General features: G+C 68.4%; 21 protein-coding genes and 1 tRNA gene. 11 read left to right on the top strand and 11 right to left on the bottom strand.

Annotated elements, in window-relative coordinates; genetic code table 11:
* Positions 1–40: 40 nt before the first annotated feature.
* Positions 41–874 (top strand): ceramidase domain-containing protein, encoded by an 834-nt coding sequence (locus tag VV02_RS14975; RefSeq protein WP_245633090.1) that lies wholly within the window; start codon positions 41–43, stop codon positions 872–874.
* Positions 871–1941 carry an NUDIX domain-containing protein gene (locus VV02_RS14970; protein ID WP_052592694.1) on the top strand — a complete coding sequence of 357 codons (1071 nt, stop codon included), beginning with the start codon at positions 871–873 and terminating at the stop codon, positions 1939–1941. Before VV02_RS14975 ends, VV02_RS14970 begins: the two co-directional genes overlap by 4 nt.
* Here the strand turns inward: VV02_RS14970 and VV02_RS14965 are convergent.
* The gene (locus VV02_RS14965) at positions 1897–3153 is read right to left on the bottom strand and encodes a helix-turn-helix domain-containing protein (protein WP_052592692.1); all 1257 of its coding nucleotides are present in this window, start codon (positions 3151–3153) and stop codon (positions 1897–1899) included. The two genes, VV02_RS14970 and VV02_RS14965, sit on opposite strands and share 45 nt — an antisense overlap.
* 159 nt (positions 3154–3312) lie before the next feature.
* Between VV02_RS14965 and VV02_RS14960 the strand changes: the two genes are divergently transcribed.
* Positions 3313–3624: a putative quinol monooxygenase gene (locus tag VV02_RS14960; protein ID WP_052592690.1), complete on the top strand. Its 312-nt coding sequence runs from the start codon at positions 3313–3315 to the stop codon at positions 3622–3624.
* Positions 3625–3709: 85 nt separating this feature from the next.
* On the opposite strand, the gene thrS is transcribed toward VV02_RS14960, so the two are convergent.
* Both thrS and VV02_RS14950 read right to left on the bottom strand, forming a co-directional pair.
* Positions 3710–5725: a threonine--tRNA ligase gene (thrS, locus tag VV02_RS14955; RefSeq protein ID WP_157063415.1), complete on the bottom strand. Its 2016-nt coding sequence runs from the start codon at positions 5723–5725 to the stop codon at positions 3710–3712.
* Between the two features lie 53 nt (positions 5726–5778).
* Entirely contained in the window at positions 5779–6855 is a 1077-nt protein-coding gene (locus VV02_RS14950; RefSeq protein WP_157063414.1) for an ArsR/SmtB family transcription factor, read from the bottom strand.
* 110 nt (positions 6856–6965) lie between these two features.
* On the opposite strand from VV02_RS14950, the gene VV02_RS14945 reads away from it, so the two are divergent.
* Entirely contained in the window at positions 6966–7514 is a 549-nt protein-coding gene (locus VV02_RS14945) for a hypothetical protein (protein ID WP_052592684.1), read from the top strand.
* Here the strand turns inward: VV02_RS14945 and VV02_RS14940 are convergent.
* The gene (locus VV02_RS14940) at positions 7511–7873 is read right to left on the bottom strand and encodes an MOSC domain-containing protein (protein ID WP_052592682.1); all 363 of its coding nucleotides are present in this window, start codon (positions 7871–7873) and stop codon (positions 7511–7513) included. The genes VV02_RS14945 and VV02_RS14940 overlap by 4 nt on opposite strands.
* Positions 7874–7922: 49 nt before the next feature.
* Between VV02_RS14940 and VV02_RS14935 the strand changes: the two genes are divergently transcribed.
* On the top strand, positions 7923–8492 hold the full coding sequence (locus tag VV02_RS14935; RefSeq protein ID WP_245633089.1) for a nucleotidyltransferase family protein: 570 nt from the start codon (positions 7923–7925) through the stop codon (positions 8490–8492).
* A gap of 10 nt (positions 8493–8502) precedes the next feature.
* Here the strand turns inward: VV02_RS14935 and VV02_RS14930 are convergent, their stop codons facing one another.
* On the bottom strand, positions 8503–9750 hold the full coding sequence (locus VV02_RS14930; RefSeq protein WP_052592678.1) for a trans-sulfuration enzyme family protein: 1248 nt from the start codon (positions 9748–9750) through the stop codon (positions 8503–8505).
* 88 nt (positions 9751–9838) lie between these two features.
* Between VV02_RS14930 and VV02_RS14925 the strand changes: the two genes are divergently transcribed.
* A complete protein-coding gene (locus tag VV02_RS14925; protein WP_052592676.1) occupies positions 9839–10357 on the top strand; it encodes an Lrp/AsnC family transcriptional regulator in 519 nt (172 codons plus the stop codon).
* A 64-nt stretch (positions 10358–10421) separates the two neighbouring features.
* Here the strand turns inward: VV02_RS14925 and VV02_RS14920 are convergent.
* The 4 genes from VV02_RS14920 to VV02_RS14905 all read right to left on the bottom strand — a co-directional run bounded on the left by VV02_RS14920 (position 10422) and on the right by VV02_RS14905 (position 12936).
* Positions 10422–10495: transfer RNA gene (locus VV02_RS14920), tRNA-Val, on the bottom strand.
* A 94-nt stretch (positions 10496–10589) separates the two neighbouring features.
* Positions 10590–11039, bottom strand: coding sequence for a TIGR02611 family protein (locus VV02_RS14915; RefSeq protein ID WP_052592674.1), 450 nt, complete (start codon positions 11037–11039; stop codon positions 10590–10592).
* Positions 11036–11875, bottom strand: a complete 840-nt coding sequence (locus VV02_RS14910) for an aminotransferase class IV (protein WP_052592673.1) — start codon at positions 11873–11875, stop codon at positions 11036–11038. The genes VV02_RS14915 and VV02_RS14910 overlap by 4 nt, the downstream gene beginning before the upstream one ends.
* A complete protein-coding gene (locus tag VV02_RS14905) occupies positions 11872–12936 on the bottom strand; it encodes a chorismate-binding protein (RefSeq protein ID WP_052592671.1) in 1065 nt (354 codons plus the stop codon). Before VV02_RS14905 ends, VV02_RS14910 begins: the two co-directional genes overlap by 4 nt.
* Positions 12937–13046: 110 nt before the next feature.
* On the opposite strand from VV02_RS14905, the gene VV02_RS14900 reads away from it, so the two are divergent.
* Positions 13047–13367: a putative quinol monooxygenase gene (locus tag VV02_RS14900; RefSeq protein WP_052592669.1), complete on the top strand. Its 321-nt coding sequence runs from the start codon at positions 13047–13049 to the stop codon at positions 13365–13367.
* A 6-nt stretch (positions 13368–13373) separates the two neighbouring features.
* On the opposite strand, the gene VV02_RS14895 is transcribed toward VV02_RS14900, so the two are convergent.
* Positions 13374–13985, bottom strand: coding sequence for a TetR/AcrR family transcriptional regulator (locus VV02_RS14895; protein ID WP_052592667.1), 612 nt, complete (start codon positions 13983–13985; stop codon positions 13374–13376).
* A 66-nt stretch (positions 13986–14051) separates the two neighbouring features.
* On the opposite strand from VV02_RS14895, the gene VV02_RS14890 reads away from it, so the two are divergent.
* From VV02_RS14890 to VV02_RS14875, 4 genes are read left to right on the top strand one after another with little or no spacing between them, the layout of a single operon-like run.
* Entirely contained in the window at positions 14052–15608 is a 1557-nt protein-coding gene (locus VV02_RS14890) for a glycerol-3-phosphate dehydrogenase/oxidase (protein WP_052592665.1), read from the top strand.
* Positions 15609–15611: 3 nt separating this feature from the next.
* A complete protein-coding gene (locus VV02_RS14885) occupies positions 15612–17264 on the top strand; it encodes an FAD-binding oxidoreductase (protein WP_052592663.1) in 1653 nt (550 codons plus the stop codon).
* The gene (locus VV02_RS14880; RefSeq protein WP_052592660.1) at positions 17261–17497 is read left to right on the top strand and encodes a hypothetical protein; all 237 of its coding nucleotides are present in this window, start codon (positions 17261–17263) and stop codon (positions 17495–17497) included. Before VV02_RS14885 ends, VV02_RS14880 begins: the two co-directional genes overlap by 4 nt.
* Before the next feature lie 15 nt (positions 17498–17512).
* Positions 17513–17731 carry a hypothetical protein gene (locus VV02_RS14875; protein WP_342667863.1) on the top strand — a complete coding sequence of 73 codons (219 nt, stop codon included), beginning with the start codon at positions 17513–17515 and terminating at the stop codon, positions 17729–17731.
* 7 nt (positions 17732–17738) lie between these two features.
* On the opposite strand, the gene VV02_RS26435 is transcribed toward VV02_RS14875, so the two are convergent.
* The gene (locus VV02_RS26435; RefSeq protein WP_157063412.1) at positions 17739–17993 is read right to left on the bottom strand and encodes a hypothetical protein; all 255 of its coding nucleotides are present in this window, start codon (positions 17991–17993) and stop codon (positions 17739–17741) included.
* Positions 17994–18079 lie beyond the last annotated feature (86 nt).

Genomic DNA, 18079 nt, shown 5'->3' with positions numbered 1-18079 from the left:
TCGGCAGTGAAGCACACCGCCGTCCGGCAGGCTGGCGCTCGTGAGCGAGCGAGCAGGGTTGCGGTGGCAGGGCGTACGCCGACCGATGGCTCTGGTCGGTGCTGTCGCCGTCGCTTCTCTCGGGCTGTTCTTCCTCGCGCTGGACCGTGGGTGGCTCGGCGACGATGTCGGCAACGGGAGCGGGTTCTGTGAGGCAGCGCGTGACGCCATGGTCCGGCAGCCCGCGAACACGTTCAGCAATCTCGGGTTCGTGACGGCCGGCCTGCTCATCGCCTGGCATGTCGAGCGGCACTGGGCCTCTCTGGCACACCCGGTGCTGATGACGGCGTACGCCGGACTGGTCGTCCTGCTCGGTCCGGGCAGCATGGCCATGCATGCCGCGCAGTCGAGTCTTGGCGGTCTGCTCGACCTGACGAGCATGTACCTGGTCGCGAGCTTCGCGGCGGCGTACGCCGTGACTCGGGTGCTTCAGCTCGGCACGGTCGTGTTCGGCTTGCTGTTCCTGGGCGCTGTGGCGTTGTGCGAGGCCGTCGGATCGGTCGATGCCTCAGTGCCGATGGTGGATCACCCGGGCAACCTGATCTTCGGGATCCTGCTCGTCGTCGCTGTCGCGCTCGAGGTGGTGCTGCGCCGCGGGCCCACCACGCCACCTGACGTCCGGTACGCCGGGCTTGCGCTGGGCTGCATGGCCGTCGCCTTCGCGATCTGGAACGTCAGCCAGACCGGGATGTCCTGGTGTCACCCGAGCTCGTTGTGGCAAGGACATGCGGCGTGGCACCTGCTCTGCGCGGCGGCGGCCTACTGGCTGTACCGGTACTACGCCACGGAGGTGCGCGAAGCCGTCGTCAGGACGCCCATCAGAATGCAGGGATGACGGTCGACAGGTCATTCATCCGGGTCAAGGCCATGGCCATTCTGCTCAGCACGGACCGCACCCAGCACGCAGTGTCGAGGCTGGGGCCGTCGGAGGAGAACCCCGACGGCTTTCACCGGCTGATCGGAGGAAGCGTCGAGCTCGGCGAGTCCTCCGAGATCGCCGTGGTCCGCGAGGTCGCTGAGGAGCTTGGTGCAGACCTCGTTGCCCCTGTCCTCCTCGGCGTGCTCGAGAACATCTTCGAGTACGACGGTGAGCTCGGGCACGAGATCGTCTTCGTCTATGGAGGCGCGATCGAGCCCGCCGACACGATTCCGCCGGAAGGCGGCATGTTCGCCGACAACGGTGAGCCGATGCCAGTTGAGTGGCGTCCTGTCCAGGACGTCGATGCACCAATTCCGTTGTATCCCAAGGGATCTGGTCACCTGGCCCGCCGTGTCGTCGACGCCATGACGACGCGCGATCAGCAGCGGGCCGCGACCATCGCGACGTACGGCGCGGACGCGCAGGAGTACGCCGACGCGACGGCCCATCCGTCCGGCACGAACCCCCTGAACGCGGCGCTGGGCGAGTTCGCAGCGGCGCTGCCAGCGTCGGCCACCGTGCTCGAGATCGGGAGTGGTCCGGGTCGGGACGCGCTCGAGCTGGAGAGTCTCGGCCTGCGCGTACGCCGCACGGACATCACGCCGGCCTTCGTGGAGATGATGCGGGCCGATGGCCACGACGCCGACGCGCTGGATCCGCGGACGGACCCGCTTGGTGGGCCGTACGACGGCGTCTGGGCGAGTGCCGTGCTGCTGCACCTGAGCAGGGACGAGATGCCGATGGTCCTCAAGCGGCTGCACGCTGCGACCCTGACGGACGGGCGTCTGTTCGTCTCGGTCAAGGAAGGTGACGGCGAGGAGGTGAGCACGAGCGGCAACGTCCACGGACCGCGGTTCTTCACCTACTGGCGTGAGCCGGCTCTACGTTCGGTCGCGGAGGCGGCCGGCTGGCTCGACGTACAGATCGCGCGGACCGCGTCACCCCGCGGCGGACACTGGCTGGGCCTGAGTGCCCGGGCTTGAGACTCGGTGCCCGAGACGCAACGCGATCAGCTCGATGGCGCCGGACCCAACTCCGGGGAGGCTGGCCAGGGCGCGCAAGGCGTCGTACGACGTACCCGGGTCGAGCGTGACCTCGCCTGAGGCGACGGCCTCGGCCACACCGTGGACCGCCTCGGCCGCGAGAGCTGGGAGGCCGACAGCGCCGAGATCAGCGCGCGCCAAGATCTCGGCCGAGGGGAACAGATGAGTGAGCCCGTGCTCCAGTCCTGACACAGGTTGACCATGGGCTCCTACGATAGCGCCGGCAAGGTCTCGTGCCTCGGAGGTCGGTAGGTGGTCGCGGAGCACGCTCCCGACCGCGACTTCGAACCCGCCCCACACGCCCGGGATCCGCAGTCCGGGTCCGCTGATGACGCCGGGCACCGGCGAGACAACCACCGATGGATCCACGTCAGCGCCGACGATCCGCGCCGCTCGTTCGACGACATGGATGAGGCCCTCCCAGAACGGCAGGTGCGCGCGCAGCAGCAGGTAGTCCTCACCGCCCTCGGAGACCTCCAGGACTCCGGGTGCGCCGTCGAGGCTGATGGTGCGGCGATAGGTCCGGTGGTCGACCGACTCCACGCCTGGGACCGACCACGTGTCCAGCAGCGCGAGCACTCCGTCCCAGTCCAGCGGCCGCTGGAACGGCAGGCGCATCGCCAGTCCTCCGTCCGTGGCAAGGCGGTCCGTACGTCGCCGCCGCCGGCGCATCTCGGTCGGCGACGCGCGGAAGACCTGGCGCATCTCGCGGTTGAACTGGCGCAGGCTGCCGAAGCCCGCCGCGAAGGCGACGTCCGCCACCGTCAGGTCCGAGTCGTCCAGCAGCCGCCGCGCGAAGTGCGCGCGACGGGAGCGGGCGAGCTGGTCCGGTGTCACGCCGAGGTGCTCGTGGAACATCCGGCGCAGGTGCCGGGACGACACGGCCAACCGCTGGGACAGCATCGCCTCCGTGCCGCCGTCGTCAAGCACGCCTTCGATGATCAGCTGGACGGCCTGACAGACCAACGCCGGAGGATCCGCGCCCACCGGCCCCGCCACTCGGTACGGCCGGCAGCGCAGGCAGGCACGAAAGCCGGCGGCCTCGGCTGCGGCAGCGAGCTCGAACGTACGGACGTTCTCGGCGAGGGGCTTGGCGCCACAGCCTGGACGGCAGTAGATCCCCGTCGTCACCACCGCTGAGTACGTCGTCATGACTCAGGTCTAGTCGCTTCACGGTCCGCCGACCAGCCGTATCCGGACAACCGTGGTGGCTTGCTGCCAGCGTGTCCAGATGTGGCCAGACCAGCGCTGCCGGCTCGCCCAGTCTGATCGATGTGAGGGCGCACGGTGCGCTCGGCTGAGGAGGCCACGATGTTGTACAAGGTGTTCCCGATCCCGTTGAAGCCCGGCATGCAGGCCGACGCCGAAGCGGTGGTCGAGGAGTTCACACCCAAGGGTCCGGAGCAGGAGCCGGGGACGCTGTCCTTCCGGGTCTATCGCGACCCGGCTCGGAGCGACTACCTGCTGTTCGTCGAGCACTTCGCCGACCAGGCGGCGTATGACGCGCACACCGGCTCGGCGGCGTACCAGGATCTGGTGGCGGGTCGCTTTGCCGATCTGGTGGCCGACTTCGTCGAGATCGACCACGAGCTCGTGAGCGAGGCGTCGGTGGCGGTGTCCTGACCCCGAACGTGGTGCAGCCCCCGGGTTGGAACCCGTGGGCTGCACTGCGTCGAACGGAGCGGAACGTGTGAGAGTTCCCGGGACCTCAGACCTGCTTGCGGGACTCGACCGCCTCGACGATCTCGGCGATCGCATCGGCCACCGGGACGCCGTTCTTCTGGGACCCGTCGCGGTAGCGGAAGGACACCGCGCCGGCCGCCCGGTCCTCCTCCCCCGCGATGAGCACGAAGGGCACCTTGGACTTCGAGGCGTTGCGGATCTTCTTGGGGAAGCGGTCATCGCTGTGATCGATCTCGACGCGAATTCCCTTGCGCTTCAACTGGTTCAGCACGTCCTGCAAGTAGTCGGCGAAGTCCTCGGCAACCGGGACGCCGAGCACCTGGACGGGTGAGAGCCACGGAGGGAACGCGCCGGCGTAGTGCTCGACGAGCACGCCGAGGAACCGCTCGACCGATCCGAACTTCGCCGAGTGGATCATCACCGGCTGCTGCCTCGTGCCGTCGGCAGCCTGGAACTCCAGGCCGAACCGCTCAGGCTGGTTGAAGTCGTACTGGATGGTCGACATCTGCCAGGTACGACCGATGGCGTCCTTGGCCTGGACCGAGATCTTGGGGCCGTAGAACGCGGCACCACCCGGGTCTGGCACCAGCTCAAGACCCGTCTCGGTCGCGGCCTGCTCCAGGATCGAGGTGGCGATCGCCCACTGCTCGTCCGAGCCGATGAACTTGTCCTTCTTGTCGCCGTCCTCGTCGCGGGTGGACAGCTCGAGGTAGAAGTCGTCCAGGCCGAAGTCCTTGAGCAGTGACAGGACGAACTTGAGCAGGTGCTTGATCTCGTCGGGCGCCTGTTCGGCGGTGACGTAGGAGTGGGAGTCGTCCATCTCGAGGCCGCGCACGCGCGTGAGGCCGTGCACGACACCGGACTTCTCATAGCGGTACACCGAGCCGAACTCGAACAGCCGCAACGGCAGCTCGCGGTAGGAGCGCCCGCGCGAGGAGAAGATCAGGTTGTGCATCGGGCAGTTCATGGCCTTGAGGAAGTAGCGGGTGCCCTCCAGCTCCATCGCCGGGAACATCGTGTCCTCGTAGTACGGCAGGTGGCCCGAGGTGTGGAACAGGTGCTCCTTGGAGATGTGCGGCGTGCCGACGTACTCGAAGCCCTCCTCGATGTGCCGCTGCCGCGCGTAGTCCTCCATGACCCGCTTGATGATCCCGCCCTTGGGGTGGAACACCGGCAGGCCGGAACCGAGCTCGTCCGGGAAGGAGTACAGGTCCAGCTCGGCGCCGAGCTTGCGGTGGTCACGCTTCTCCGCCTCGGCCAGCCGATCGGTGTACGCCTTCAGCTCATCCTTCGTCGGCCAGGCGGTGCCGTAGATGCGCTGCAGCTGCGGGTTCTTCTCCGAGCCGCGCCAGTAGGCACCACCCGACCGCAGCAGCTTGAACGCGTTGCCGAGGACCTTCGTGGTCGGCACGTGCGGGCCGCGGCACAGATCGCCCCAGGCGCGTGAGCCGTCGCGACGCACGTTGTCGTAGATCGTCAGCTCGCCGCCGCCCACTTCGGACGTCGCACCCTCCACCGATGACACAGCGTCTGCGGCCGCTGATTTCAGGCCGATGAGCTCGATCTTGTACGGCTCCCCCGCCAGCTCCGCGCGCGCGTCATCGTCGGTGACCACGCGTCGGGCGAAGGTCTGCCCCTCGTTGACGATCTTCTGCATGGCCTTCTCGAGGGCCTTCAGGTCGTCGGGGTGGAAGGGCTGGTCGACGTCGAAGTCGTAGTAGAACCCGTCCTTGACGGGTGGGCCGATCCCCAGCTTGGCGTCCGGGTTGACCTGCTGCACTGCCTGCGCGAGGACGTGCGCGGCCGAGTGGCGCAGGATGTTGAGGCCGTCCTCGGAGTCGACGGTCACAGCCTCGACCTCGGAGCCCTCGGGAATCTCGCGGAAGAGGTCCTGGAGGACGCCGTCGACGCGCATGGCGACGACCTTCTTGTCATCCCCGAAGCGGTCCGTGCCCGTAGTCCCCTCCGGCACCGTTCGCTCGCTCCCGGCGACGGATGAAGGCGACTGGGCAGACACGCGGTACTCCCTTGGTGGATCCATGCGTCGCCGGGCTCGGCAGCGCGCCACGCCGTCCCGGCGCAGCGCCGCTCAGGCTACCCGCCGGTGGCCGTTCGACCGACATCAGATCGGCCGCTTCTCGCAGCCGCCAGCCCGGTGCCCAGTGCCGTACGCCGGTAGTGGACGAGCCGTCCACGCCGCCGCTTCTCGACCAGGCCCGCGCGCAGCAGGATGCCGAGGTGGTAGGACACGTTTGCCTCCGACCAGCCGCACTCACGGCTCAGCCGAGCCGTGGAAGTCGGTTCGATGAGACGCTCGAGCAGCACCGCGCGAGTCTGTCCGACCAGATCGGCCAGGGCGTCGTCATGCGCGGGCGGCGCCTCCCACAGGGCGCCGGTGCCGCGGGCGCCATAGATCACGACCGGCGTGTCCGGCTCCTCGGCGATGAACTGCACGGGTCCTTGGTGAGAGGCGCTCGGCACCATCAGCAGACCGTCGCCGGCCCAGCAGACCAGCAAGTCATAGGGCCGATCGAGCACCAGGGCGTCCGGATCGAGGTGCACCTCATCGCCCAGGTCCTCCAGCAGCGCCTGCGGTCCGTGCGCGGCCATCCGGTCGACGCGGTAGGTGATGTCGTCCTGGAGCAGGCTGCGCACCTGCGGCCAGTCCGGCCCGATGACGACGTCGAGATAGGCGGCTGCGGCTTCGGCAGCGGCGTGCGCGACGGCTCGCGGTCCGCCTGAGGCGAGCAGTCGTCGTACGGACTCGGGCAGCGGGTGGCGCCAGGCGTCGTACGCCGATGCGGAGGCAAAGACCGCCCGGACGTGCGGATGGACCTGCCGACCACGGAAGCCGATGTCGAGCTGGTAGCTGATCGTCTCGACCGGCGTCATCGCAATGGCTTCACAGACCTGGTCGGCGGTGGCCTCGAAACGGTCGGGCAAGGGCGTGAGGAAGTCCGCGGCATAACCGGCAAGAGCCGGGACGAGATCGGTGAGCAGGTTGAGGTGCTCTGGCATCAGCTGTCTCGCGCGGTCCAGCCGCTCGGCAAGGTGCGGCGGCGGGGCCGACATCCCATGCGCGCGGAGGGTCCCGACCATCTCGAAGGCAGGCGACAGCGCGAACCGCGAACGCCGAAGCCGCTCCTGCGACATCTCGATCCGGACCACCACGCCTGGAGTGTCGCACCTGGGCACGATCGGCGTTTCGAACGTGCTCGAATCGTTGGCACCCACCGACCTCGGACCGCGATGGTGAGGCTCCATCACGTTGAGGAGCACAGATGTCCGCTGGGCGACAACCGGTGCTGGTCGGAGCGAACCCGGCGGTGCAGCTGTTCGACGCAGCCGGCACCTGCACGGCGTACGTCTCGGTCTGGCAGGTCCGCTGGTCCACGCACGGCACGGGCAACGCCCTGGTGCTGTGGCAGCCGACCAGGGTGCTGGTGATGGGTGAGGACCCCAAGCTGGCGGACTGGCTGGCCGGGTCGTTCGTCCGCCACTTCCCTGAGCTGGAAGGTCGCACTTGGCACGAGCCGGCGGTACATCAGACTCCGGTGCACATGGACCTGAGCCTGGAGCGCGGGTTGCGTGCACGTGCTGGTGCGGTGGACGTCGAGATCGGTGACGTGCTGGGACACCGGACCTTCAGCACCGACGACTTTCCGCTCGGCGCAGTGCGGCACGGCCTCAGCCTGGTGCTTGCGCCGTGCCGCACCGGACAGATCCGCGTCGGTGGCCAGGTGCTGCACGGCGAGGTCAGAGTTGCTGGCACGCCGGAGCGGCCGAGCTCATCGGCCATCGTCACCGATGCCGAGGTCTGGCAGGTCTAGTCCGTCTGGTCGGGAGCGGTGACGTCGATGTCGTCTCCGACCGAGACCTGCCCCGGACGGATGACATCGGCGTAGATGCCTGGGCAGTTGCTGGGCCGCTGGGTGACGCCGAGCGTGACGGTGCCGAGCTGGAGCTGTTGCCCGACCAGGGACTCGAGGTCCGTGCCTGCGGTGTCGACCACGATGTTGGCGCGCGGCGGGTCGTCCTGGTCCATGTCCGGCATCGTGACCAGATGGATCGCGGCCTTCTTACGGCGATCACCGGCGAGGCCCTCCTGCTCCACGGCGACCGTCGAGAGGTCCACCCCAGGCGCGCCCTTCTCCGGATAGATCGCCAGGTGAACCACACGCATGGTCATACGTCGACCTTCGCACAGCCCGGCAGGCTACGTCCGTACGATGACGGCGATGACAGCCGGAATCCTGTTGGCAGCAGGCGCAGGTCGCCGCTTCGGAGGCCCAAAGGCCCTGGTCGAGATCGACGGCGAACCCATGGTCCTGCGGGCGTTGCGCGCCCTGCGGGAGGGCACGGTCGACCCGGTTCTGGTGGTGGTCGGAGCGCACGCTGCGGAGGTGAGCGCTCTCCTGGCCGGTGCGACAGCCGTAGTCATCAACCCGGACTGGGACGAGGGCATGTCGAGCTCGTTGCGCGCCGGCCTGAACGCTGTCGAGCGGCTCGACCCGCGACCGGACGCGGTGCTGCTGCACCTGGTCGACCTGCCCTGGGTAGGTGCCGAGGCCGTACGACGACTGTCCGCCGTTGCGGGACCTGAGGTCATCGCACGAGCGGCGTACGACGGTGTGCCGGGTCATCCGGTCGTCATCGGTCGCGAGCACTGGGCTGCCGTCGCCGCCGGTGCGACCGGCGACAAAGGTGCGCGGTCGTGGCTGGCCGGTCGGTCGGACGTCCTGCTGGTCGAGTGCGGTGACATCGCTCGCGGCCAGGACGTTGACACCCCCGCAGATCTGGAGCGATGACCGATGGGCGCTAAACCCCGACGAGACTCGGCGTCTCGATCGACGATGCATTGTCCGGACCGCTTCGGGAGGCTCGAAGTGCCTGCGCCAGATCGGCGATGAGATCGGCAGGGTCCTCGAGGCCGACGGAGAGGCGAAGGAGCGCGGCGTCTGGCTTGGCGTAGGCTGCGACGGGCCTGTGGGTCAGGGCGGCGGCGTGCTGGATGAGACTGTCCACCCCGCCGAGTGAGACTGCATGGGTGATGAGTCGGCAGGACTCTGCGACCACGGTGGCGGCGGCGTAACCGCCGGCCATCGTGAACGACAGCACGGATCCCGGTCCGGACATCTGGGTGCCGACGAGCCCGGTCGGATCGCACTCGTTGAGCCCCGGGTAGGACACGCCTTCGACCTCTGGCTGCTCGGCGAGCCAGTTCGCGACGATCTTGGCTCTGGACTGCTGTCCGTGGACGCGCATCGGGAGGGTCTGGAGGCCCCGGTGCAGCTGGTATGCAGCGGTGGGCGCCAGCAGGCCGCCGGTCAATGCGCGTACCTGACGCAGACGCAACGCCCAGTCGTGGCTCGTCGCAACGACGCCGCCGAGCAGGTCTCCGTGACCGCCGAGGAACTTGGTTGCCGAGTGCACGGCCAACGCCGCGCCAAGGGCGATCGGCTGCTGAAGGACGGGGGTGGCGAAGGTGTTGTCAACGAGCACGGGTACGTCGCCCGCGGCCCGGACGATGGCCCTGATGTCGACGAGCTCAAGGCTGGGATTGGCCGGCGTCTCCACGATCACCAGGCCGGTGTCGTCACGGACCTTGGCGCCCACCTCCTCTGCAGTCGCCCACGTCACGCGGGTCCCCAGGAGCCCGGTGGCCAGCAGGTGGTCGGTGCCGCCGTACAGAGGTCGGACGGCGACGATGTGCGGTCGCCCGGCGGACACCGCGGCGAGCAGGCAGGCGGTGATGGCCGCCATGCCGGAGGCGAAGGCCACGCCCGCGTCCGCCTTCTCGAGGCGGGCCACGCCGCGCTCGAACCGGTCGACGTTCGGGTTCCAGAGCCGCTGGTAGACCAGCGAGTCGTCGTCGCCGGGACGCGCGCCGGTCGCCATCCGCTCGTACGCCGCACCTCCGGCTGCGATGGACGGCAGCGGATAGGTGCTCGACTGGTCGAGCGGAGGCACATGGACGCCCAGGGCAACGAGGTCCTCACGCCCGGCGTGGACGGCGAGGGTGTCCAGGGAGTGCGTCGGCGAGGAGACGTAGTCGGCAAAGTCCATGGCGAGATCGTCGTGGATCAGGCGGCGCGGGTGCAATTGATCCGTGGAAACCTCGACATGAGTGTTCGATCAGCGGGATCCTGCAAGTATGTCTCTTCAGTCAGGTCCTCCGCGGCAGAATCCACGGCCGCGCGAGTCCTTCGTCCGACCCCGTCAGATCGATGACCTCGACCGCGCCATCGTCGAGCTCCTGATCGCGGACGGACGCCTGTCCAATGCTGAGGTCGCCCGCAGAGTTGGACTGCCCGAGTCGACGTGTGCCGGCCGGATCCGCGCCCTCCGCGAGAGTGATGTCATCGCCGGAATCCACGCCGACGTCGATCACGTTGCGCTGGGGAGGCCGATCGAGGCGATGGTGGCGCTGCGTTTCGCCGGGCACACCCGCGGGTCCATGGACTCATTCCGTGAGCGGATCGCGGCCATCCCCGGCGTCATCGCGGCTTATCACGTCGCCGGCGCGGACGACTTCCTGGTTCATGTCACGGCGCCGTCGAGTGACGGACTGCGCGACCTGGTCCTGGACCACTTGACGTCAGTCGAGGGTGTCGGTCACGCACAGACGAGCATCGTCTTCGAACGCATTCCTGGCGCGCGACCCGTGGGCTGAGGTTGGAACGTACGACAAAGGCCCCCGATCTGCACGGAGGCAGCTCAGGGGCCGATCTGGAGAGTGGACGTGAAGGGACTCGAACCCATGACCTCTCGCGTGTGAAGCGAACGCTCTAACCAACTGAGCTACACGTCCAGGCGGCCACCGTACGACGATTGTCCGCGTTGGTGACGCGACGGAGAGAATAGCCCGCCGCAGGACCGCTTCGCCAATCGGCCCGAGGCCTCACTCAGCCGATGCCGGGCACGTCCTTCAGTCGGTCCTCGATGGAGTCGGGGAAGAATCCGGGCACGCCGCTCAACGCGAACATGGCCCAGACGATGGCGAGGAGCAGCAGCAGCGTGCCGATCCCGACCAGCCCCTTGACCCACCAGGCCTGATGACCGAGCCACTTGGTCCAGGCCGAGACCTTGCCCTTGACCCACTCGAGCAGCCTTGCGGCCCAGTCGAACTCCGACGCCCAGACGCCGAGACCGAGGAACACGATCAGCCAACCGGGACCGGGCAGCGGGATGGCCGCGATACCCACGGCAACGATGGCCAGGCCGACCAGAGCGACCACCACGCGGTAGATGACACGCGTCGTCGGGTTCGACTTGATCTTGCGTCGCCAGGCGAAGCGGTCCTCCTTGGCGCTGATCAGCGCCTCGGGCTCGTGGTAGGTCTTGTGGTCGCTCACGGCGCAGGGTCCTCGTGGTCGGCGGCCGCCGTCGCGAAGGCCTCCGCGACGGCTCGGGTCAGTGGTCCGGGTGCGGACAGGTCTCGGCCGTCGACGGCTGAGACGGGCTGTACATCGCGGGTGGAGGAGGTGATGAACAGCTCGTCGCACGTCTCCAGCACCGACATCGGCAGCGTCGCCTCGCGCACCGGCAGACCGGCCGCGCTCCCCCAGTCGAGAACCAGGTGACGGGTGACGCCTGCCAGCGCACCCGAGCTCAGTGGCGGCGTCAGCACCTCACCGTCAACCACGACGAACACGTTGCTGCCAGTGCCCTCACACAGCTCGTCGCGGGTGTTGGGCATCAGTGCCTCGGTCGCGCCGGCACGGCGGGCGGCGGAGAGGGAGACGGCGTTCTCGGCGTACGACGTGGTCTTGAGTCCGACGATGGCGCCGCGCTCGTTGCGTGGCCACGGCACGGTGACGACCTTGGTCGTGGGCGCCGGGTGCTCGATCTCGGACGCCATCACGATGTGCGTCATACCCAGGTCGCCGCGCTCGGAGCCGAGCGGGCCGACGCCGCTGGTTACGGTGTAGCGGAGGCGGACGAGTCCGGTGGTCTCGACGAGGACGGCTTCGATGCCTTCGTCGAGGTATTCACGATCCGCCGGTGGGAGCCCCAGGCCGGCAAGTGACCGGTCGAGCCGGTCGTGGTGCATCGTCCGGGCGAACACCCGTCGGTCCTGCACCTTGCAGGTCTCGAACACGCCGTCGCCCACGGTCACTCCGTGGTCGAGGGCGCTGAGAGCGGGCTTGTCGTCGACGCGCTCACCGTCGACCCACACCCTGATCGTCACTGCTCCACCCCTGCTTCTGCACTCGTATCCGTCACGACGGCAGCCAGCGAGACGAGCCGGCGAGCCTTCAGGACAGTCTCCCACCACTCCCCCGATGGGTCCGAACCCCAGGTGATCCCGGCGCCTGTGCCGAAGCGCAGCCATCGCCCGCTGTCGTCCTCCTCGGCCCAGAAGGTGCGGATGCCGACAGCCAGCTCGGCCTCGTCGCGATCGGCGTCGACCCAGCCGATGGCTCCGCAGTACGGCCCGCGTCGGACGTGCTCAAGGTCGCGAATAGCGTTGAGAGCAGAGGACTTCGGCGCACCAGACACCGAACCGGGCGGGAACGTCGCGGCGAAGATCTCGGACCACGTGACGTCGTCGCGAAGCCGACCGGAGACCGTCGACACCAGATGCGTGAGCCCGGGATGCGCCTCGGGAACACAGAGCCCGTCGACCGCGACCGTGCCCGGGACGGATACCGGCGACAAGTCGTTGCGGATCAGGTCGGTGATCATGACGTTCTCGGCGTAGTCCTTCTCGAGCATCTCCTCGACGGTCGGTGCCGTGCCCTTGATCGGCGCCGACGTCAGCCGCCCGCCCCTTCGGCGCAGGTAGAGCTCGGGCGACGCGCACACCACGTCAAGGCCGGCTTCGGGGAGAGCGATGTGAGCGGCGTACGGCGCCGGATTGCCTTGGCGCAGAACGGAAGCCAGTCGTTCGAGGTCCGTGTCGGACGCGATGCGTCGGGAGAGCACTCGGCAGAGGTTGACTTGGTAGACCTCTCCCCTGGCGATCCGTTCGCGGATGTCGCGGACGCCCTGCTCGTACGCCGACCGGTCCAGTGAGGTCTCCCACGTGTCCAGGTCGGCGTCGTCGATGGTGGGGGTCTCGATCGACTCAGTCGTGGGCGGCCTGACCATGTCGACGGACGCCATGCGCACCGCCGTCAGCTGCCCTTCGAAGGTCTGGACGACCACCCAGAAGCCGCCGCGGTCGAGGCTGCGGACGTCGTGACTGATCTCGAGCACGCCGGACGCGCGCCGGTCGCCGAAGACCGCCACTGACTCCTGTTCGCGCATACCCCGCCACCTCCACGTGCTCTGTGCAGCACGAGCCAACCACGCTCCGGCCTAGCATCGGAACGGACCCGCACAGCCTGCGCTCCCGCGCGTGATCCTCAGGAGGACCGTTGATCTTCATCACCGCAAAATTCCGTATCCGCCCGGAGTACGCCGACCAGTGGCCTGACATCACGCGCGACTTCACCGAGGCGACCCGCGCAGAGCCTGGCAACCTCTGGTTCGACTGGTCGCGCAGCGTCGACGACCCGCACACCTATGTCCTGGTCGAGGCGTTCCAGGACGACGCTGCCGCGGCTCACGTGCAGTCCGACCACTTCAAGAAGGCGCAGCAGACGCTGCCGAAGCACCTGGTCGAGACCCCGCAGATCGTGAACTTCGCCGTGCCAGGCGAGGACTGGTCCGAGCTGGGCGAGATGACCGTCGACTGACGGCTATCAGGTCGGCAGCAGCGAGCCGACGACGCCCTCGAGCTGGTCGAGCAGCTCCTCGCGCGGTGGTTGGTAGTCGCTGAGCACCCAGTCGACCGCGATCTGCAGACCGGCTCCCACCATGGCGTCGCCGATGAAACGTCGCTGACCAGGCGCCAGCTCGAGCTCCGGGATCGTCGCGGCAAGCCGGTCGCACAGCTCATCTCCCACGGACCGTGCGTGTGAGCGGTACAGCTCATCGACGCGCGCACTGACTCCCAGCACCTCGAAGAGGTGGACCCGCGCCTGCAGTGGGTTGGCCTGCGCCCAGCCGAGGAAGCCGTCGACGAACCCGCGCAGCACGGCCACGGGATCCACACCGCCACCGGCGAGCACTGCGCGCCGAAGGTCGGCGACAACATCGGCGTACACCGCACACAGCAGGTCCTCGAGGGAGCCGAAGGACTCGTAGAAGTAACGCTTGTTGAGGCCCGCACTCGCGCAGATACCGCCGACCGTTGCCTCTCGGTAGCCGACCGCCCCGAAGGTTGAGATCCCGGCTGCGACGAGCTTCGCGCGCCGGGCCGCCTCGCGGTCCTCGCGGCTCTCGCCGGCGTACGGCCTCCTCGTCTCGGTCACGGGGTGATCTTGACAACACCTGGCGCACATCGCAAACTGGCACGGCTCCGTACCAGAAAGGTGGTCATGCCTCATCTCAACGCAGACGACGCCGCGCTCACCGCCGCTCGTCGAGCACGAGACCTCGCCGAGCTCTCCACAGCGGAGGCGCTCGACGTCCTGGTGATCGGTGGTGGTTTCACCGGAGTCGGTGTCGCGTTGGACGCCGCCTCCCGCGGGCTGACCGTCGCTCTGGTGGAGCGGCGGGACCTCGCGTCCGGCACGAGCAGCTGGAGCTCCAAGCTCGCCCACGGCGGCCTGCGCTACCTGAGCAAGTTGGACGTCCCCATCGCCTGGGAGTCAGCGGTCGAGCGCGGCCACCTGATGACCGACATCGCACCACACCTGGTCCGGCCGATGCCGATGCTGCTGCCACTGCACCGCGGCATCAGCCGCATGGACGCCGCCTTTGTCGGTGCGGCGTTCGTGGCCGGTGACGTGCTCCGGATGTCGGCCCGTACGTCGGTGTCCCTCCTCCCCCATCCGAGCCGCGTGTCCGCAGACCAGGTCCGCCAGATGGCGCCGGCGACCACCGATGACCGGTTGCGAGGTGGACTGCTCAGCTGGGACGGCCAGCTGATCGACGACGCCCGCGTCGTCGTGACGATCGCCCGGACCGCAGCGGCGTACGGGGCACGGATCATCACCTACGCGAGCGTGACCGCCATCGAGCCCGGCCAGGTGCAGGTCACCGACGAGCTCACCGGCCAGCGGCACACCATCCATGCGAAGCAGGTCATCAACGCAGCAGGTGTGTGGGCCGACACGCTCTCCGAGGAGGTCGAGCTCGCCCCGAGCAAGGGATCGCACCTGCTGGTGCGCGCCGAACGCCTGGGCCAACCGACTGCCGCGATCACCGCGCCGGTGCCGGGTCATTTCGGCCGGTTCGTCTTCGCGGTTCCGTGGCACGACGACCTGGTCATGATCGGTCTCACGGACGACCCGCACGCCGGAGCGATCCCCGACCGTGCGAGGCCCGACGACGACGAGCGCACGTTCCTGCTCGACACCATCAACACTGTCCTGGAGGAGGACCTCACCCCGGACGACATCGTGGGCAGCTACGCCGGATTCCGCCCGCTGCTCAAGGGCCGTGGTGACTCCAGTGCCGACCTCTCGCGCAAGCACGCGCTCCTTCGCGACTCGCGCACCGGCGCCCTGACGATCGTCGGCGGCAAGCTGACGGCATACCGGCGTATGGCGGAGGACGCCGTCGATGCCGCCGTCGAGGCCGCAGACCTCACCGCCAGGCCCTGCCGGACCAAGAACCTCCCACTCGTCGGTGCTGGCACACCAGCCGCCGGGCTGTCCGACCGACTCGTACGCCGCTACGGCACGGACGCGGCGACCGTGGCGGCGTACAGCATCGACAACCCTTACCTCGAGAAGCCCGTGAGAGCGGGAATCCCGTTGAGTGGTGCGGAGATTCGTTTCGCGGTTGAGCACGAGCTCGCGGTCACGGTGGCAGACGTCGTCGATCGCCGTACGCGCTGGGGCCTGGTCGACGCCGACCGCGCCGACCTCGTCGCGGCGGTACGCAAGCATGCTCCAGAGCTGATGGACACAGATCAGGAAGAAGGCTGACGGATGGACAACACGCAACCGCGGATGCGTTGGTGGGGTTGGGGCGAGGACGGCCACGACGGACCCGTCAAGCCTGGCGCTCGAGCCATGCTCACCGACGTCTGCGGCTGGCCGGAAGGCGTGGACAACCCGCCAGTCGCGCTCGAGGACGTCCACCTTCCCGAGGCTGACCTGCCCGACGCCGCACGGGCTCGATTCGTGGAGCTGCTCGGCGAGGAGTACGTCCGTGGCGACCACACGACGCGCGTATCGCACGCCGCCGGCCGCAGCTATCCCGACCTCCTCCGGCTGCGCAGTGGTGACGTGCCGTACGCACCGGACGTCGTCCTCTATCCCGCTACGTCCGAGGACGTCGACCAGCTGCTCGCGATCTGTCACGAGGAGCGCATCGCGGTCGTGCCGTTCGGCGGTGGCACCAGTGTGGTCGGTGGCATCGACGCGTTGCGGCCCGGTTTCCGCAGCTGCGCGTGCATCAGCCTCGCGCGGCTGGACCAGATCGTCTCGATCGATGAGGAGTCGCTGACGGCGACCGTCCAGGCCGGCGTCTTCGGTCCCGACCTCGAGAAGCGGCTGCAGGCAAAGGGATTCACGCTCGGCCACTTCCCGCAGTCCTTTGAGTTCAGCACCGTCGGCGGCTGGGTCGCCACGCGCTCGGCCGGCCAGCAGTCGACGGGTTACGGCCGCATCGACGAGAACGTCTTCGGTCTGCGCTGCTCGACGCCGGCCGGCGTTGTCGAGCTGCGCTCCACTCCTGCCTCCGCAGCCGGCCCGAACCCGCGTCAGGTGTTCGTCGGCAGCGAGGGCACGCTCGGCATCATCACGGAGGCGACGCTGCGCATCAAGCGTCAACCGGCGTCGACGCTCTGGGACGCCTGGTTCTTCCCGGACTTCGCCTCCGGAGCGGCCGCGCTGCGCCTGATGGAGCAGACCGGCCTGCACCCGGACATCGCCCGTCTGTCTGACGTCAACGAGACCGCCTTCGGCCTGGCCCAGCTGGGCAGTGAGACGCAGCGCAAGGGGCTGATGGCGTACCTCAAGGTGCGCGGTATCAAGACGCCGTGCCTGATGGTGCTGAGGTACGACGGCACTGCCTCCGAGACCAAGGCTCGCAAGTCCGCCGGTCGCTGGATTGCCAAGAAGCACAAGGGAATCAGCATCGGCAGCACCCCCGCGACCATGTGGGAGAAGCACCGCTTCTCGACGCCGTACCTTCGTGACCAGCTACTCACCGACGGCATGCTCGTCGACACGATGGAGACGTCGACGCCGTGGAGCAACGTCGAGGCGTTGCACGACTCGATCCGCTTCGAGATCGAGCAGGCACTGACCGACCGCGGCACACCCGGCTTCGTGCTCTGCCACATCTCGCACCTCTACACGGCCGGCTGCTCGCTCTACTACACGGTGTTCTCCGAACAGCAGATCGGCGAGGAGATGGAGCAGTGGAAGGCGCTCAAGACGGCGGCCGGCGACGCCATGATCGCCGGCGGCGGCACCATCACTCATCACCACGGCTGCGGCGCCGACCACGCTCCCTGGCTGCCGAAGGAGACCGGTGAGTTGTGGCCGCGCATGCTGCGCGCTGCCAAGGCCGAGATCGACCCCGCGGGAATCATGAACCCCGGCAAGGTGATGAACGGCCCAGACGCGCTGTGAGCCCGGCCTCGCGTACGCACGAGGTCCCGATCATCCTGAACCCGTCAGCCCGCAACGGCACCGTTCTCGAGCGGGTCGACCCACTGCGATCCGCCCTTCATGCCAAGGGGCTGCAGGCAGAGGTGGTCGAGAGCACGAGCGAGACCCATGCCGGCCGGATCTGCGCGGGCAACGTCAGCCTCGGTCTGGACTCGGTTGTCCAGGAGTACGCGGACTCCGCTCGCCGGATCTAGGGCCACTGGGTCTACATCTATGGCGTGGCTCGCGCGATCATGCGCCCACGGCGGATCGACCTCGTGCTCACGATCGATGGTGAGAAGCGTGAGTTCCGTGGATACTCAGCGGGATTCGCCAACTCTGGGCGCTACGGGGGTGGCCTCAAGCTGTCGCCATCGGCGAGCGTCGACGACGGGCTGATCGATGTCCGGCCAGGCGCCTTGAAGGTGCGGGTCCCCGCCGCTCGCTGACTGACTGTCACCAATGAGTGGTGCAGGTCGCCGCGTGCTCTGCTCGTGCCGTCTCGGCGGCCTCGAGCGATGGGTAGCGAATGAACAACGAGCTGCAGCGGCGGCACGCGACCCCGTGGAACTGCTCCGCTCCCCGCTCCCCTGCCGGGCCCGACCGCTTCCTGGTCCGACGCAGCTGATCGATCCAGACGTCCTCAACCCGACCGCGAGCCGTCGGCAGCGCGTGCCATCTGACCTCGAGCCGATCCACCTGTTGCATCATCGCGTCCACCTCAGCCTCGGTGTTGCCTACCTGTAAGACGGTGGACTCGCCCCGCTCTGTCGCGGTTCCCGCCGATCGTCTTCTGA

It is taken from the genome of Luteipulveratus mongoliensis, from assembly GCF_001190945.1.
In the GTDB taxonomy this organism is placed as follows: Bacteria; Actinomycetota; Actinomycetes; order Actinomycetales; family Dermatophilaceae; genus Luteipulveratus; species Luteipulveratus mongoliensis.
The sequence above is the reverse complement of the archived record's forward strand: the minus strand, read 5'-3'. Positions and strand labels throughout refer to the sequence as shown.